Source organism: Flavobacterium sp. KKT103 (assembly GCF_055640565.1).
On record NZ_CM145766.1, the window covers coordinates 2,962,255 to 2,977,694 of the forward strand.

17 protein-coding genes are annotated in these 15,440 nt (G+C 34.7%); 10 read left to right on the top strand and 7 right to left on the bottom strand.

What is annotated here, in order from left to right:
- Positions 1-105: 105 nt before the first annotated feature.
- The 9 genes from ACZ2G0_RS12770 (at position 106) to ACZ2G0_RS12810 (ending at position 7,982) form a co-directional block, all read left to right on the top strand.
- A complete protein-coding gene (locus ACZ2G0_RS12770; protein ID WP_470307910.1) occupies positions 106-753 on the top strand; it encodes a porin family protein in 648 nt (215 codons plus the stop codon).
- 45 nt (positions 754-798) lie between these two features.
- Complete coding sequence (locus ACZ2G0_RS12775; protein ID WP_470307911.1) at positions 799-951, top strand: lmo0937 family membrane protein; 153 nt, start codon at positions 799-801, stop codon at positions 949-951.
- An 11-nt stretch (positions 952-962) separates the two neighbouring features.
- The gene (locus ACZ2G0_RS12780) at positions 963-1,232 is read left to right on the top strand and encodes a YtxH domain-containing protein (protein WP_470307912.1); all 270 of its coding nucleotides are present in this window, start codon (positions 963-965) and stop codon (positions 1,230-1,232) included.
- Between the two features lie 259 nt (positions 1,233-1,491).
- Positions 1,492-1,959 carry a nuclear transport factor 2 family protein gene (locus tag ACZ2G0_RS12785; protein WP_470307913.1) on the top strand — a complete coding sequence of 156 codons (468 nt, stop codon included), beginning with the start codon at positions 1,492-1,494 and terminating at the stop codon, positions 1,957-1,959.
- 354 nt (positions 1,960-2,313) lie between these two features.
- Positions 2,314-4,056 carry an APC family permease gene (locus tag ACZ2G0_RS12790; RefSeq protein ID WP_470307914.1) on the top strand — a complete coding sequence of 581 codons (1,743 nt, stop codon included), beginning with the start codon at positions 2,314-2,316 and terminating at the stop codon, positions 4,054-4,056.
- 55 nt (positions 4,057-4,111) lie between these two features.
- Positions 4,112-4,921, top strand: a complete 810-nt coding sequence (locus tag ACZ2G0_RS12795) for a mechanosensitive ion channel family protein (RefSeq protein ID WP_470307915.1) — start codon at positions 4,112-4,114, stop codon at positions 4,919-4,921.
- A gap of 3 nt (positions 4,922-4,924) precedes the next feature.
- Positions 4,925-5,824, top strand: a complete 900-nt coding sequence (locus ACZ2G0_RS12800; RefSeq protein ID WP_470307916.1) for a mechanosensitive ion channel family protein — start codon at positions 4,925-4,927, stop codon at positions 5,822-5,824.
- A gap of 2 nt (positions 5,825-5,826) precedes the next feature.
- On the top strand, positions 5,827-7,056 hold the full coding sequence (locus ACZ2G0_RS12805; protein ID WP_470307917.1) for a cation:proton antiporter: 1,230 nt from the start codon (positions 5,827-5,829) through the stop codon (positions 7,054-7,056).
- Between the two features lie 65 nt (positions 7,057-7,121).
- Complete coding sequence (locus ACZ2G0_RS12810; protein ID WP_470307918.1) at positions 7,122-7,982, top strand: transporter; 861 nt, start codon at positions 7,122-7,124, stop codon at positions 7,980-7,982.
- 83 nt (positions 7,983-8,065) lie between these two features.
- On the opposite strand, the gene ACZ2G0_RS12815 is transcribed toward ACZ2G0_RS12810, so the two are convergent.
- The 6 genes from ACZ2G0_RS12815 to ACZ2G0_RS12840 all read right to left on the bottom strand — a co-directional run bounded on the left by ACZ2G0_RS12815 (position 8,066) and on the right by ACZ2G0_RS12840 (position 13,300).
- A complete protein-coding gene (locus tag ACZ2G0_RS12815; protein ID WP_470307919.1) occupies positions 8,066-9,112 on the bottom strand; it encodes an o-succinylbenzoate synthase in 1,047 nt (348 codons plus the stop codon).
- Positions 9,113-9,138: 26 nt separating this feature from the next.
- Positions 9,139-9,315, bottom strand: coding sequence for a hypothetical protein (locus ACZ2G0_RS12820; protein WP_470307920.1), 177 nt, complete (start codon positions 9,313-9,315; stop codon positions 9,139-9,141).
- A gap of 46 nt (positions 9,316-9,361) precedes the next feature.
- Complete coding sequence (locus ACZ2G0_RS12825) at positions 9,362-10,561, bottom strand: tetratricopeptide repeat protein (RefSeq protein ID WP_470307921.1); 1,200 nt, start codon at positions 10,559-10,561, stop codon at positions 9,362-9,364.
- Positions 10,562-10,696: 135 nt separating this feature from the next.
- Positions 10,697-11,374 (bottom strand): metal-dependent hydrolase, encoded by a 678-nt coding sequence (locus ACZ2G0_RS12830; protein ID WP_470307922.1) that lies wholly within the window; start codon positions 11,372-11,374, stop codon positions 10,697-10,699.
- 51 nt (positions 11,375-11,425) lie between these two features.
- Positions 11,426-12,388 (bottom strand): 1,4-dihydroxy-2-naphthoate octaprenyltransferase, encoded by a 963-nt coding sequence (gene menA / locus ACZ2G0_RS12835; protein ID WP_470307923.1) that lies wholly within the window; start codon positions 12,386-12,388, stop codon positions 11,426-11,428.
- 81 nt (positions 12,389-12,469) lie between these two features.
- Positions 12,470-13,300 carry a 1,4-dihydroxy-2-naphthoyl-CoA synthase gene (locus ACZ2G0_RS12840; protein WP_300287066.1) on the bottom strand — a complete coding sequence of 277 codons (831 nt, stop codon included), beginning with the start codon at positions 13,298-13,300 and terminating at the stop codon, positions 12,470-12,472.
- A gap of 231 nt (positions 13,301-13,531) precedes the next feature.
- Between ACZ2G0_RS12840 and ACZ2G0_RS12845 the strand changes: the two genes are divergently transcribed.
- Positions 13,532-14,389 carry a hypothetical protein gene (locus ACZ2G0_RS12845; protein ID WP_470307924.1) on the top strand — a complete coding sequence of 286 codons (858 nt, stop codon included), beginning with the start codon at positions 13,532-13,534 and terminating at the stop codon, positions 14,387-14,389.
- Between the two features lie 62 nt (positions 14,390-14,451).
- On the opposite strand, the gene ACZ2G0_RS12850 is transcribed toward ACZ2G0_RS12845, so the two are convergent.
- Positions 14,452-15,309 (bottom strand): CvfB family protein, encoded by an 858-nt coding sequence (locus tag ACZ2G0_RS12850; RefSeq protein ID WP_470307925.1) that lies wholly within the window; start codon positions 15,307-15,309, stop codon positions 14,452-14,454.
- Positions 15,310-15,440 lie beyond the last annotated feature (131 nt).

Here is a 15,440-nt window from a genome sequence, read left to right on the forward strand (position 1 = left end):
TGTAAATCATATAACTTTTGTAGAAAGTTACATAGCACCTAAGGTTTAGAACTAATCTATCTTTGAATTAACAAAATAATTACAAACAAATAAAAAATAATGAACATGAAAAACGCAAGTAAATTAGTCATCACAAGTTTAGTAATGGCACTAGGAGCATTTACTAATATGCAAGCGCAAGATGCAATCGCTACACCAGCCACTTTTGGTTTCAAAGGAGGAATTAATTTCTCTAATTTGTATTCAGATCAAGTAGACGACGAAAATGTTTTAACTGGTTTCAACGCTGGTTTGTATGCCAAATTACCCGTTACCAAATCCTTCGCGATTCAGCCTGAGATTTATTATACCACCAAAGGAGCGGAACAAACCTACAACAATGCATTTGCATCCGGAGTAGCTAAATTCAATGTTAATTATATTGAAGTGCCAATTTTAGCAGTTATTAATTTGACTGAAAATTTGAACATCCATGCAGGTCCTTACGCTGCCTATATGGTAAGCGGAAAAACAACCAATGATTCTAACTTTTCAAGCTCACAAACTACTCTAGATACGAATGATTTTGAAAGATTTGATGCAGGTATCGCAGCTGGAATCGGACTGGATTTTGAGTTATTAAATTTTGGAGTTCGTTATAATTATGGTTTAACCAAAATTGGTAAGGAAAGAAACTTTGGAGGAACGACCTACACCTATCCAGATGCTAAAAATAGCGTTCTTAATTTCTACGTAGGATTCGCATTAAATTAATACAACGAAAACAACCGAAAAACTAACAATAAAAAACAAATAATTATGAGCAATTTACTTTATACCCTAGCAGTTATATTAGTTATTTTTTGGGCTATCGGATTTTTTGCATACAGCGCAGGAGGAATCATACACATCTTATTAGTAATAGCTGTAATATCGATATTATTAAGATTAATTCAAGGAAGAAAACTTTAAAACTTTAAAAGATGAAAACAGATAAAACAATAATAGGAATTTTAGGAGGTTTAGCTGCCGGTGCATTATTAGGAATACTATTCGCACCCGATAAAGGAAGCAATACCAGAAAAAAAATTAAAAGAAAAAGTAGCAAATACGCAACTGATGCTAAAGATAAAGCAGGAGATGTTTTAGAATCTCTTTCACAAAAATACGATAATATGAAAGCAGACGGAATGAAATACTTAGCTGATCGCAAAGAACAATTAAGCAACGGAATTGAAAATGCTAAAAACTAATTTAGAATTTAATCCTTTCCCTACCAAGCCATACCAAATGAAGCACGATAAAATGCTTCACGGTATGGCTTTTTTAGCGCTGAATACGCTATTTCGCTGATAGTGAATACCTACCAATTTTAACGATCAGTTCTTTAATCGAGTTCGTTTAAAAAACAACTCTTTTACACTTTTACCAGATTATTTCAATAAAAAATGATAATTTCATGTGTTGGCACGAAATTAAATACTACTTTTACTACTATAAATAACCAATCCCATGACTGCAAACGAAACGATCTTACATCAATTTTATACGGCATTTGCCAACGGCGATTCTAAACGAATGAGTGAATTTTATGCTTCGTCAGTCCGTTTCCATGACCCTGCCTTTGGATCATTAAAGGACCGTGACGTTCCTAAAATGTGGAAAATGCTACTCGCTAACAGCAAGGGTAAGTTAAAAATTGAGTTTTACGATGTCAAAGCAGATGAGTACAAAGGTTCTGCTCACTGGATAGCCACCTATACCTTTAGCAAAACTAATCGAAAAGTGGTTAATAAAATCTACTCTCAATTTCATTTTAAAGATGGATTAATCATCAAACAGACAGATAGTTTCGATATTTGGAAATGGGCGAAACAAGCATTTGGAATAACGGGTTGGCTATTTGGATGGACGGGATATATGCAAAGTAAAATCCAAGAGAAAGCTATTATGTCTTTGAATAGCTATAAAGAAATCTAAAGTATATCGCAACTACAAAGTAATACGACAGCAAATCAAAGTCCTAGTTCCTATAAATCTTACTTTTAATACTATTTAAGAGATTTTTATTGAACTTGGCAAACTTCCAATTTTTCCAAAAGTCAAGTGATTCTCTTGATTAATGAAACTTCAAATAAATAAATAAAAATCAGTTAGATAGCACCACTTAAAAAGCACAGTGGTATTAGTTTTTGACTACATATTGGATTTCTAAGTTAAATCCTAACAAATACTTCTTAACAAATAATAAAATAGAATAAGTATAAAATTGGGCAATTTACTTCAATTCCTTATCTTGCGAGTGTTCTTACCACTTAAAATAAAAAAGGAATAATGAAAGAAGTCGTACACAAAAAATTAAACGAATTACAAGCAACTGCCATTTGTGGTAATGATATTAGCTCTTCCTGCCTCTATGTATCCGCATTAACTATTATGTATGCTGGTCAATACGCCTGGATTTCATTATTACTTGTTGGTGTAGTATTGTTTTTATTCAGAAAAATATATGGCGAAGTCGTTGGTGCACTTCCTTTAAATGGTGGAGCCTACAACGTACTTTTAAACACTTCTTCTAAACGTTTGGCTTCAGTAGCAGCCACGCTTACAGTCTTGTCTTATATGGCCACAGCTGTAATATCCGCCTCAGAGGGAATGCATTACTTACATAACATTGTACCCAATATCAATATCGCAATTGCGACCGTTATCGTCCTTTTAATTTTTACTGGTCTAGCCATTGTAGGTATTGGAGAATCGGCAATTGTTGCGGTAGTCATCTTTATTACGCACTTAACAACACTAAGTTTATTAGTATTAGCTTCGGTTTGGTTCATTTTTATGAATGGATTGGATGTATTCAACATGAACTGGAATCTGCCAATTACATCTGGAACCATAGTCAATGCATTGTTTCTAGGGTTTTCAGCAGCAATGTTAGGAATTTCCGGTTTTGAAAGCTCGGCCAATTTTGTCGAAGAACAAAAACAAGGTGTTTTCCCAAAAACATTGCGTAACATGTGGGCAATCGTTAGTTTTTTCAATCCCGTTATTGCTTTGTTGCTAATTTGTATCATCCCAATGGCACAAGTTGGAGAGCATCAAGAATCCTTACTTGCCTTTTTGGGAGAAACTACTGGAGGATCCTGGTTAGCGTATTTAATTTCCGTTGATGCCGTTTTGGTACTTTGTGGTGCTGTTTTAACTTCATTCGTGGGAGTTTCTGGATTATTAAATCGTATGACCTTAGATAGAATTTTACCTAATTACTTTTTAAAGCAAAATAAAAGAGGTTCTAATTACCGTATCATTATAAGCTTTCTAATTTTGTGTATTTCTGTTTTATTGGTAACCAAAGGTGAAATCGTTGCCTTAGCAGGAGTATATACCTTCTCCTTTTTAGCCGTAATGGGATTATTTGGAATTGGAAATTTATTATTAAAATTCAAACGAAAAAAATTACCTAGACCTGAGAAAGCACGCGGTATATCAGTAGTTGTTGCCGTAGCCTTAATTGTTACCGCTTTCATTGGGAATATGGAGTTGAACATTAATTCGTTCTACACGTTTTTACAGTACTTGGTACCTGCCTTTGGTTTTGTAGCTATCATGCTCAACCGTTCCTTGATCATTCGCCTTCTGATCGATGCTTTAGAGTATTTTTACAAACCACTTCGTAGAATGGTGATTACGAGTAACCGCTATTTATCTAAAATGAACATTAAGATACAATCGCAGGAATTTGTGTTTTTTACTAAAGGAGATGACGTAGCTATTATCAACAAGGTAATGCAATACGTTGAAAACAATGAATCGACTAAGAAGTTAAAAATTGTCAATATCAATAAAGATAATGAAAACAACGACTTGTTAATTTCAGACCTTAAAGTATTAGACCGAGCGTATCCTGAAATTGATATTGAATTTATTGAACTTGAAGGAGTCTTTGGACCCGAAATTATCGATGAATTATCGACCAAATGGAACATTCCTAAAAACTTTATGTTCATAGGCTCACCAGGCGATCGTTTCTCTTACCGAGTATCAGAATTGGGCGGAGTACGCTTGATTATGTAATACGAAACCCACTCTAGCTACGAGTAGTACTAAATGATTGCCAGAAACTTACTGTATGAACGAAATAATAGATTATACCCTTTTTAAAGAAGGTGCTATTGATGTAAAAGTGATTAGCATTATTAAATCAATGCTTTTTATTGTTGCTGTTTTATTTGTACTTAAGTTAATTAGAAAAACAATTTACAAAATCGATAAAATCGATGTCAGTAAGAAGTATTCTTTATACAATTTAGTTCGTTATTTTGTAATATTTATTTCTATTTTAACGGGTTTGCAACTCTTTGGATTTAATTTATCAGTACTTGTTGCAGGATCTGCCGCCTTATTGGTAGGACTTGGTTTAGGATTACAAAATCTATTTAGTGACTTTATTTCAGGCATCATACTTTTGTTAGATTCATCGGTAAAGGTACATGATGTCATAGAGCTAAACGGAATGGTGTGTACGGTACAAGAAATTAATTTGCGCACCTCAATTGTTTTAACAAGAGATGACAAATATATCATTCTACCCAATACTGATTTAACAAGGAATCAATTGATTAATTGGACGCATAGCGAACGCTCTTCCCGCTTTGAGGTAACGGTTGGCGTTGACTATGCATCCGATGTTAAGGAGGTAATGGAGATACTACAGAAAGCGGTTGAAAGCCAAGATGCAGTGCTTAAAGAACCTAAACCGTTCGTTCGATTTACTGATTTTGGTGACTCATCACTAAATTTCTCCATTATTTTTTGGTCAGAGGAATTGTTTAGAGTCGAAAATATAAAAAGTGATTTAAGAATTAAAATTTTCGAACTTTTTAAAGACAATACTATTACGATACCTTTTCCTCAAAGGGTCGTTCATCTAAACAAATAAAATATGGAAGAAGAAATAATTGCTTATCTATACAATCCCACCGTTGGTAAAATCGCGACTTTTTTCATCGGTGTGGCTGTTATTTGGATTCTGTTAAAAGTCATTCAAAAAAGAGTTTTTTCTAAAATTCAAGACAATAAAAACCGTTATAAAGCCAACAAGTTTAGCGTATTTGTGGGCTATTTACTGTCTATCATCCTTTTAACTATCGTCTTTAGTTCTAAATTAGGAAACCTAACTGTCGCTTTTGGAGTAGCTGGAGCTGGGATCGCTTTTGCCCTTCAAGAAGTTATCGCTTCCTTTGCAGGATGGCTAGCCATTATGTTTGGGGACTTTTATGACACGGGTGATCGTGTACAACTTGGTGGTGTTAAAGGAGATGTTATGGATATTGGTGTATTGCGCACTACCATAATGGAAACGGGACAATGGGTTGATGGTGATTTGTATAATGGACGCATTGTATTAATTGCTAATAGCTATGTATTTAAAGAACCTGTTTTTAATTATTCAGGTGACTTTCCTTTTTTATGGGATGAAATAAAAATACCGATTCAATACGGAAGCAATTACGAACTAGCAAAAGCAATTATTTTGCAAGCTGGAAACGAAGTTGCTGGGGAATTAAGTATTCAATCAAAGCAAAAATGGCATTCTTTACAAAATAAATACAGACTAGAAGATGCACAAACAGAACCAATGCTATCTCTTATTGCTAACGACAACTGGGCCGAATATACCCTGCGCTATGTTGTAGGCTACAAAAAACGACGTTTTACAAAGACGGAGTTATTTACCAAAATTCTGACTGCTATAGAAGCAACCAAAGGAGAAGTCAAAATGGCATCAGCAACATTCCAATTAGTAGAGGCTCCCGACTTAAACATCAACATTAAAAAATAACTATGGACTTATTTCATCTTTTCTCGATACTCATCGTCCTATCAGCAGGATTTGCTTACATCAATTTTAGAGTATTAAAATTACCCAATGCGATTGGATTAATGCTAGTATCATTAGTATTTTCGTTTTTCATTATAATCATGGGGCACTACTTCCCTATTTTCAAGGAAGATATTGCTATGAAAATGGATAGTATCAACTTTAGTGAATTATTACTAGAGAGTATGCTGAGTTTCATGTTATTCGCAGGTGCTATACATATTAAGTTCAAAGATTTAAACAAAGAGAAATTAAGCATTCTATTGTTTTCAACCATTAGTGTCTTAATAAGTACGTTCATCATTGGATTTGCTTCTTACTACCTTTTAAACTACATGGGTATTCCAGTTCAACTGATACATGCGATGCTTTTTGGCGCCTTGATTTCCCCTACGGATCCTATTGCAGTTTTAAGTATTCTGAAAAGCGCAGGAGTATCTAAATCATTAGAAACTAAAATAGCAGGTGAATCTCTATTCAATGATGGTGTAGCTGTAGTTGTATTTATTACCATATTAAAATTAGCAAAACCAGGCACTGATATTAATATCAGCAGTATTTTACTTTTATTTGGACAAGAAGCAATAGGCGGTTTAGTTTTAGGAATTGTTATCGGTTATATTGGATACAAATTAATTGCTAGCATAGACAATTACCAAGTAGAAGTTTTAATCACTCTCGCAGTGGTTATGGGTGGATACACTTTGGCACATTATACACATGTTTCTGGACCATTAGCGATGGTTGCAGCAGGACTAATCACTGGTAATCATGGAAAAACGCTAGGAATGTCAGACACCACAGCGGAATACGTAGATAAGTTTTGGGAGCTCATTGACGAAATTTTAAACGCATTATTATTTGTATTAATTGGACTCGAATTATTAATTATACAAACCAATCAAAAAATAGTTTTTGCAGCCATTTTAATCCTTTTGATCACTTTAGTAACCAGATACATTTCGGTTTATATCCCTTCAATCGCTGTGCGTTTAAAGGAACGTATCAATCAAAAAACAATATTAATTCTGACTTGGGGTGGATTACGAGGCGGTATCTCCATTGCTTTGGCGCTATCAATCAATCCAGAGTATAACAAAGATATTTGGGTAACAATTACGTACGTCATTGTTTGCTTCTCCATTTTAGTACAGGGATTAACGATTGGAAAGTTTGCTAAAAAAATGCAATAATAGTAGTGAACATTACATCTTACGATAACAGCTAGCACTTCTTTTTTCATTTTTTTTAGTAAAAAATGTCAGGAAATAGAAAAACAGCGACTATTATAGAAATAACAATTATGAAAAAATACATACTCTTACTTTTATTAGTTTCAGCAGGAACAATTAATGCTCAAAGTCCATGGACAAAAGAAAAAGGGAAAGCCTATGTACAACTAGGTGTAACCGGTCTATTTTACAACACAGCACAAATAAACGATCAAAAAATAACTTTTGGAGGGGATTATAGCGATGTCACAACACAAATCTATAGTGAATATGGATTATCCAATAATCTTGAAGCATTAGTTATTTTACCCGTTAAATCAGCTAGTTTTAAAGCCAATAGCGGAGGTGGTACTGATCAGTTATCCGGATTAGGGAATATTACTTTAGGTTTAAAGTATAAAATTTATGACCAAAAATGGAAAATTAGTACGGGTTTGCAATACCAAGCCAATTCTGCTAAGAACAATGCAAGCTCTGGTTTAAGCACTGGTTTTAACGCCAATACCTTTATCCCATACGTAACCGCTGGTTCTAGTGAAGGTAAATGGTACTATTTTGGAAACATAGGCTATGGATATATGACCAATGATTATTCGGATTATTTGAGAATCGGTGCTGAAGTAGGTTATTTAGTAATCCCTAAAGGACATTTGATCTTAGCTCTAGATACTAAAAATCCAGTTGCAAAAGAAAATGCTTTTTTATCTAATGCCTCTAGATGGCCTTCCTACTTAGATCGTCAAACCTATAATGCAGTTGGCCTAAAATTTAATTACGAATTTAGTGCAGACAAATACGGAGCCAATATCGCTGCTTTTGGTGCTTTTGGAAACAACAATGCACCTCTAGCTCCTACAATTAATTTTGCAGTTTACGCTAAATTATAGAAGCATACTACAAGTAAATTCAATAAAAAAACCAATTTCTAGCGGACTAGAAATTGGTTTTTTTATCAATATTGTTGTGATTTTTACTGTAAAGTATCAAAATTAAACTCCCATTTTTGATTATTTCTATACCATAATTGTCCTTTAGAAACCGCTAATGGACAATCAAAATTATTGGTATAAAGTGCTCCTGTACCCAATCCTTGTGGCATAGAATTTTGTTGTAAAAAAGTCCATTGTGCTATGGCATTTAAACCAATATTACTCTCTAAAGCAGAGGTAATCCACCAGCCGATATTGTGCTTTTCAGCCAATGAAATCCATTCCTTAGTACCTTTAAAACCGCCTACAAAACTAGGTTTCAAAATGATATATTGTGGCTTGATTTTAACCAATAAAGCTTCTTTATCTTCCAGTTTATACACTCCAATCAACTCTTCATCTAAAGCAATAGGAAAAGGAGTTGTTTTACACAGTTCTGCCATCCTGTCAGTGTTGTTTTTTTGAATAGGTTGCTCAATACTATGTAATTTAAATTCAGACAGTTGTGATAATTTATCTAAAGCTTTATTTAACTCAAAAGCACCATTAGCATCTACTCTGATTTCGATTTGCTTTTCATCGAAATTAGCCCTGATGAACTGCAATAATTCCAGTTCTTTTTCAAAATCAATAGCACCAATTTTCAGTTTTACGCAGTTGAATCCCTCCGCTAGTTTTTCTTCGATTTGTTGCTTCATAAAAGCGGGTTCACCCATCCATATCAAACCATTAATTGGAATTGATTTTTGCTCCTTTGTAAAGGCTGAAGGAAAGAGTAAAAAAGGGGTTTCACTAGCCAACGATTGAAAGGCCATTTCGACTCCAAATTGAATCGAAGGAAATTCGATTAAAGCCTCCCAAAGTGCGTCTTTTCCCAAATGAATATTAGCACAAGTCCATTGTAACTTTTGCTCGTAATCAGGTCGGTCGTCTGCGCTCAATCCACGCAAGATACCGCACTCTCCTATTCCTTTCTTTCCGTCTGCTTCAAGAACAATAAACCAGGTTTCTTTGGTCGTCATAACACCACGAGAAGTACCTGATGGTCTTTTAAAATCCAGAATGTATTTGTGGAAGGTTGCTTTCATTGTTGTACTAGGATTGTTGATTGCAGCTATTTATTAATTCTCATTAAATACGATAATCCAAATAGTATTATTCCGAAAAAACAAAGTAGTAGGTACACCAATGTTCCTGGTTCTTCAAAAAAATACATTTTAAGATTAAGCAGTATTCCAATTAAAAGGATAAACAATCCAAAATAGCGTGTAATTTTGATTGTAGTTTTCATACCAGTGTTTTTATTTTCTAATTTATTAGAATTTATTTTGTAGATATCAGTCCGTCATCCTTAAGATACGATCAAAATCTTTGCTTGGCAAACCTGCTTTTGTAAACACAGAAAAGTCTTCTTTGATCTTTTGCGTCCAACTAAGATTAGCTGTAACATTTTGGTTCTGATATTCTTTATATATGGCTTTCGCTGAACGGTAATCACCATTTAACAAATAAGCATGTGCAAGATTTAACTGAATCAATAATTCTGTATTATCTTTACTTTCGCCTTCTTTTAGCACTTTTATAGCTTTACCATACTGCTTAGTCATCAAATAACTATAGCCAAGACCATTATAATCTAAAGCGGTAGCCTGCGACTTCGATACTAGAGAAGTATATTGCTTTATGGCTGTCGCAAAATCACTTTTAACGACTGCTTTCGCTGCCAAGGTTCGCATATCAGTAGTGACTCCTTTGGCTACATTTGTTTCTGTTACACAACTAGCACCAAAATCTTTATACACTTTAGCTTGCTCGATAGGCAACAACTTTTGAAACTCTTGAAAGGTGTATTCTTTCTGGATTTTTTGCTGTAAGCAAATGCAAAAATCATCAGAATTTGGCATGTTGCGTGCTACTGCAGACGTTTTACATTGATTGATAATGTATTTTCGGTTTTCGGTAGACCAGCCTCGCGCTAATTTTCTATCGACCCAGGGCACGACTTCCAGAACAATTTTTTGCTTCATGATCCAATTCTTACTCTCAAATCCAAACCATAAATTAGTGGTGTTGGTTTTTAGGCAAGCTGATTTATCAATCGAAAGACGGTTGGCGTCTTTGCTAATCGCCTCGTCTTGAACAAAGCAAGCATCATAAGTTTTACCCGATTTTTGGTAGGCAGTAGCTAAATCACTTGCCGAAAAAATAGCATATTTCGACTTATCATCGCCTGAAACCTTGGACAGTAAAAAAACGGCTCCAGCTGAACCTTGACTGATTCCTGTAGGATCAGGTATGGCTTTAAGCACCGAAACCAGACTACTAGCCAATTGTTGATTATTATCAAGCAGTGTAATTCTATAAATTAACTCTGTTGTTCCCACAGGAAAATCATCGGTTTTGATCACAATACGATCTCTAGCCGATACAATAATTTCCTTGGTCGTAGCTCTTTCTTTGTCCCAGTAACCATCCTGCTGCCCGAAAGCCACAGATGAAAAAATACCTAATAACAATAAAGCAATATTTTTCTTCATTTAAATAGTCGTGTATTAATGATCCAATTCATAGCCCTGATAGCAATGAAAATCAGTAAGTGCCCGGGTTTCGGGCACTTACTATTGTAATGAATAGCAGGAAAAGCTCCTAATTAAACAAACTGAAGCTTCAACTTATAATTCGATGCTTTCTCCTATTTCCAGTAGCATTAAATCTTTTCCATTATCAAAAAACTGCTGAATAGCCTGTTTGTGATCGATTTTGATGTAACCAAAAGTGTCAAAGTGGTAGCCTAAGATTTTGTCGCATTGTACAAAATCAGCTGCGATGATTGCATCCTCGACATCCATGGTGAAGTTATTTCCAATTGGTAAAATTGCCAAGTCTAATTTGGTGCGCATTGGAATAAGTTTCATGTCCATAGTCAAAGCAGTATCACCAGCTATGTAAATATTTTTATGCTCTCCCTCGATCACAAATCCACCTGGATTACCGCCATTTGTCCCATCAGGAAAAGAGCTAGAGTGAATCGCGTTTACATATTTCACTTTTCCAAAGTCGAAAGTCCAGCTTCCGCCATGGTTCATTGGGTGCGCATTAAAGCCTTTGTTGCTGTAATAAGTTGCGATTTCAGCATTAGATACGATAGTTGCTTTAGTGCGCTCAGCGATAGCCTCAACGTCTAGAACGTGATCGCCATGAGCATGGGTTAACAAAATATAATCGGCTGGCAGTGTATTGATATCAACAGCACTGGCAAGTGGGTTGGCAGAAATGAATGGATCAACGATAATGTGTTTTCCACCTATTTCAATTCCTAACGATGCGTGTCCGTAAAAAGTAATTTTCATTTTATTGATTTTATAAGTGAATTGATTTTATATAATTCTTGTTTTTGAAGGTTAACGACCTCCTAAAAATAGATTAACAACGATATCAGACAATAATGATACCATACAGACCGATAATAAGATACAAAGGAAAAAAGTGCTAAGGGCTAGTTTTTTTAATTCGGGATCCAAAGCTCTCGCATCTTGGTTTTTATACACTGTAATTAAATGCTTAACTAAAGGGAAGAATGCTAGAACAAATAGGTATTGATCCAATCTATAATTGCTTAAAACAGCAAAAAGCACGATCAACATCATGGCTGTACTCACCAAAAAGTAATGGTATTTTTTTGCCTTTGCTCCACCTATTTTTACAACGATTGTGTTTTTACCCACTTTTTTATCTGATGCTTCATCACGCATATTATTAAGATTTAACACCCCTACACTTAATAAGCCAATAGCCATAGCAGGTAATAATAGTACTGCGTCTATTTGCTTAGAAAACAAAAAGTTTACACCTAAAGTGCTTACTAATCCAAAAAAGACAAACACAAACAAGTCTCCAAAACCACGATAACCATAGGCGGTATTACCAACAGTGTAACGAATTGCGGAGAAAATTGCTAGAATTCCTAATACCAAATAAAACAAAGAATAAAACAAGTTAGTATCTGCAAAGGCATAATATATTAACGCCATAGCTGAACATAAGGTCAAAAATGAGGTGATAATTATGGCTTTTTTCATGGCAGCGGGACTAATTACACCGCTTTGAATAGCACGCTTAGGGCCTACTCGATCTTCGTTATCAGTTCCTTTTACACCATCGCCGTAGTCATTAGCAAAATTTGAAAGTATTTGTAAGCCAAGTGTAGTTAATATTGCAAAACCAAAGATATTCCAGTTAAAAACATCCGTAGGTGTTAAAATTTCCTCTGTAGGATGTGCTAATGCATAAATACTACCTACGATAATACCAGACACAGATAATGGTAATGTGCGCAATCGTGCGGCTTCAATCCAATGTTTCATTTTAATTATTTTAGTTTAATGTTTTAAGCCTAATCGTTTAAAGTGTTTCAAACCACTTTACTCTTTTAACATAAAACTGTTTTATGGTAACCATTTTTTTTCAAAGTTCGGTTTACGTTTTTCTAGAAAAGCATTTCTTCCTTCCTTAGCCTCTTCCGTCATATACGCCAAACGAGTCGCTTCGCCAGCAAAAACCTGTTGTCCTACCATTCCATCATCAGTCAGGTTCATGGCAAATTTTAGCATTTTGATAGCCATAGGTGATTTTCCTAAGATTTCCTGCGCCCATTCGTAAGCGGTATCTTCTAGTTCGTCATGCGGAATTACAGCGTTTACCATTCCCATATCCATTGCTTCTTGAGCTGAATAGTTACGTCCTAAAAAGAAAATTTCTCTTGCTTTTTTCTGTCCCACCATTTTCGCTAAATAAGCAGATCCATAACCCCCGTCAAAACTCGTTACATCAGCATCTGTTTGTTTAAAAATAGCGTGCTCTTTACTCGCAAGAGTCATGTCGCAAACTACATGCAAACTATGCCCACCACCAACAGCCCAACCTGGAACTACTGCAATGACCACCTTAGGCATAAAACGGATTAATCGTTGTACCTCCAAAATGTTTAATCTATGTTGACCATCATCACCAACGTATCCTTGATGACCGCGGGCGTTTTGATCGCCACCACTACAAAAAGAGTAGACACCATCCTTGGTTGAAGGACCCTCAGCTGACAATAAGACAACGCCTATTGAGGTGTCTTCTTGTGCGTCGTAGAACGCATTGTAAAGCTCTGCTGTTGTTTTAGGACGAAAAGCATTGCGCACATTAGGTCGATTAAACGCTATTCTTGCAACACCATTGCATTTTTTATAAGTGATATCTTCGTATTCTTTTGCTGTTATCCAATCCATTGTTATGGGTTTAAATTAGTATACCGTAAAATTAGTGCATTTTTAAGACTTTTTATAATTCTCTCACCAATACATTAGCAAAGGTCTAATCATTATCGTCCTCTATCTGTTAAGAAAAAGTTATTTTAGAAAACTATGCTATCAAGCACTTAGGATTTCTATTATTAATTTATTATATTTACTAACCTCAGTATCTGATTACCAAATCGTTAAACCGAAAAGTAGTCTTCTATGACATTATTACAAAAATATGCATCACTAATAAAAACCAATACTTCTGCATCTTTCACTTCTTACAAAGATCTAAGCTTTTGGCGTGACGACATGTTTACTAATACCATGATGTTTATCGTACCTGTAAGCTTAATCGCGTTGATTCCTTCTCTCATTTGGGCAATCCAATCTAGTTATTATGGTATCGCCTTTATTGATTTATGGAGTTTAGCAATTATGTTTCTTATTAGCTTTAAGAAAGGAATTCATATTAAGCATCGCAAATTACTTTTCATCGCAACAATTTATATTTTAAGTTTCGTACTGCTTTACTATGTGGGATTAAACAGTACACTTTATTTTTTAATCATTTGTGTTCTTGCTGTTCTCATTTATCCTTTTAAAAATCAATACATTCCGGCCATTGTAAACACAATACTTTCCTGTGTTTATGTTGCTCTTCACTCCTTCGATCTTGTCCATTTAAAAAGTGATACCATCTCCACTACCGAATTAGTGGCTGTTTTTGGTAATTTAATATTTTTAAGTTTCCTAGTCTGTTTTCTTATTCCGCAACTATTTAAAGGGTTAGATGATAGCATTAAGCAACGAATTTTACACATCGAGAAAATTGAAAACCAAAACAAAACGTTGCGCGAAATTACTTGGATGCAATCTCATACGGTTAGAACTCCTTTATCACGGTTAATGGCGCTAACGGATTTATTAAAAGATCGCGATATTACGGAAACTGAGAAAGATTTTTTGATTGAAAACATTTTAATTTCTAGTAATGAACTCGATACCATTATAAAGGACATTGTACTTAAGTCCGAGTTTAGCAATCAGGAAGATGAACATATTGAAAAATTCTAAAGCAAAAAAAAGCCAATCAAATGATTGGCTTTTAGTCTTATTTACATAGTAAATGCTGTACTTTATTGATCAGTAATAAGATAAATTCCGTCGTCTTTTATTTCAATCAATTTTTCTCTATATAAGGCTCCAATAGCTTTCTTGAAGGTCTTTTTACTCATTTTTAAAACAGTCTTGATGTCCTCAGGATGTGAGTTATCGTTAAGTCTTAAAAAACCACGACTAGCGCGTAATTCATCTAAAATTTTATCGGCGTTGGGCTCAATACTCTCGTATCCTTGGATTTGAAGCGAAACGTCAATTTTATTATCAGGACGTACATTTTTAATGTAACCTCTCATGCGGTCACCGGTACGAATAGCATCGTCGTAAACCTCATCTTTATACAACAAACCTTTATATTGTTCGTTGATAATGACATTTATACCAAGCTCCGTAATGTGTGATACAATTAAATCAACTTCCTCACCTTTTTGAACCGTAATGTTATCATTTTTCAAAAACTGATTCGTCTTACTAGAAGCGACTAGTCGGTTTGTTTTCTCATCTATGTAAAGATACACAAGGTAACGCTTTCCTTTTTCCATAGGACGCGCTTGCTCCTTAAACGGAACTAAGATATCTTTCTCCATTCCCCAATCCATAAAAGCACCTACTTGGTTCACGTAATTCACTCTTAAAAGCGCAAATTCATTCAACAAAATATAAGGCTCCAATGTTGTAGCAACTGGACGTTCCTCATGATCTAAATAAACAAAAACAATAAGTTCTTCTCCTATTTCAAATTCATTGGGAACATATTTGTTAGGTAAAAGGATATCGTGAATTCCTTCTGGATCCGTTTCTGGTGTACCCAAAAATAAACCAACTTTGGTATCACGAAGTATGGTAAGCGTATTGTATTTTCCTATTTCAATCATGTTATTCTAATTTTCTAAAGTGCAAAGGTACGAACTTTGAAAATAGGAATTAGAACGAAATGATATCATTGAAAGAAATCGAATATTTTATTTAATTTTCACTAAATTTGAGCTAACCAAAAACATTTAAA

Bases quoted from the DNA above. Each gene is read 5' to 3' on its own strand.
- ACZ2G0_RS12795 (WP_470307915.1), top strand. From the start codon at position 4,112: ATGAACGAAATAATAGATTATACCCTTTTTAAAGAAGGTGCTATTGAT.
- ACZ2G0_RS12785 (WP_470307913.1), top strand. From the start codon at position 1,492: ATGACTGCAAACGAAACGATCTTACATCAATTTTATACGGCATTTGCC.
- ACZ2G0_RS12810 (WP_470307918.1), top strand. From the start codon at position 7,122: ATGTCAGGAAATAGAAAAACAGCGACTATTATAGAAATAACAATTATG.
- ACZ2G0_RS12840 (WP_300287066.1), bottom strand. From the start codon at position 13,300: ATGGATTGGATAACAGCAAAAGAATACGAAGATATCACTTATAAAAAA.
- ACZ2G0_RS12820 (WP_470307920.1), bottom strand. From the start codon at position 9,315: ATGAAAACTACAATCAAAATTACACGCTATTTTGGATTGTTTATCCTT.
- ACZ2G0_RS12800 (WP_470307916.1), top strand. From the start codon at position 4,925: ATGGAAGAAGAAATAATTGCTTATCTATACAATCCCACCGTTGGTAAA.
- ACZ2G0_RS12850 (WP_470307925.1), bottom strand. From the start codon at position 15,309: ATGATTGAAATAGGAAAATACAATACGCTTACCATACTTCGTGATACC.
- menA (WP_470307923.1), bottom strand. From the start codon at position 12,388: ATGAAACATTGGATTGAAGCCGCACGATTGCGCACATTACCATTATCT.
- ACZ2G0_RS12815 (WP_470307919.1), bottom strand. From the start codon at position 9,112: ATGAAAGCAACCTTCCACAAATACATTCTGGATTTTAAAAGACCATCA.
- ACZ2G0_RS12790 (WP_470307914.1), top strand. From the start codon at position 2,314: ATGAAAGAAGTCGTACACAAAAAATTAAACGAATTACAAGCAACTGCC.
- ACZ2G0_RS12770 (WP_470307910.1), top strand. From the start codon at position 106: ATGAAAAACGCAAGTAAATTAGTCATCACAAGTTTAGTAATGGCACTA.
- ACZ2G0_RS12830 (WP_470307922.1), bottom strand. From the start codon at position 11,374: ATGAAAATTACTTTTTACGGACACGCATCGTTAGGAATTGAAATAGGT.
- ACZ2G0_RS12780 (WP_470307912.1), top strand. From the start codon at position 963: ATGAAAACAGATAAAACAATAATAGGAATTTTAGGAGGTTTAGCTGCC.
- ACZ2G0_RS12775 (WP_470307911.1), top strand. From the start codon at position 799: ATGAGCAATTTACTTTATACCCTAGCAGTTATATTAGTTATTTTTTGG.
- ACZ2G0_RS12825 (WP_470307921.1), bottom strand. From the start codon at position 10,561: ATGAAGAAAAATATTGCTTTATTGTTATTAGGTATTTTTTCATCTGTG.
- ACZ2G0_RS12805 (WP_470307917.1), top strand. From the start codon at position 5,827: ATGGACTTATTTCATCTTTTCTCGATACTCATCGTCCTATCAGCAGGA.
- ACZ2G0_RS12845 (WP_470307924.1), top strand. From the start codon at position 13,532: ATGACATTATTACAAAAATATGCATCACTAATAAAAACCAATACTTCT.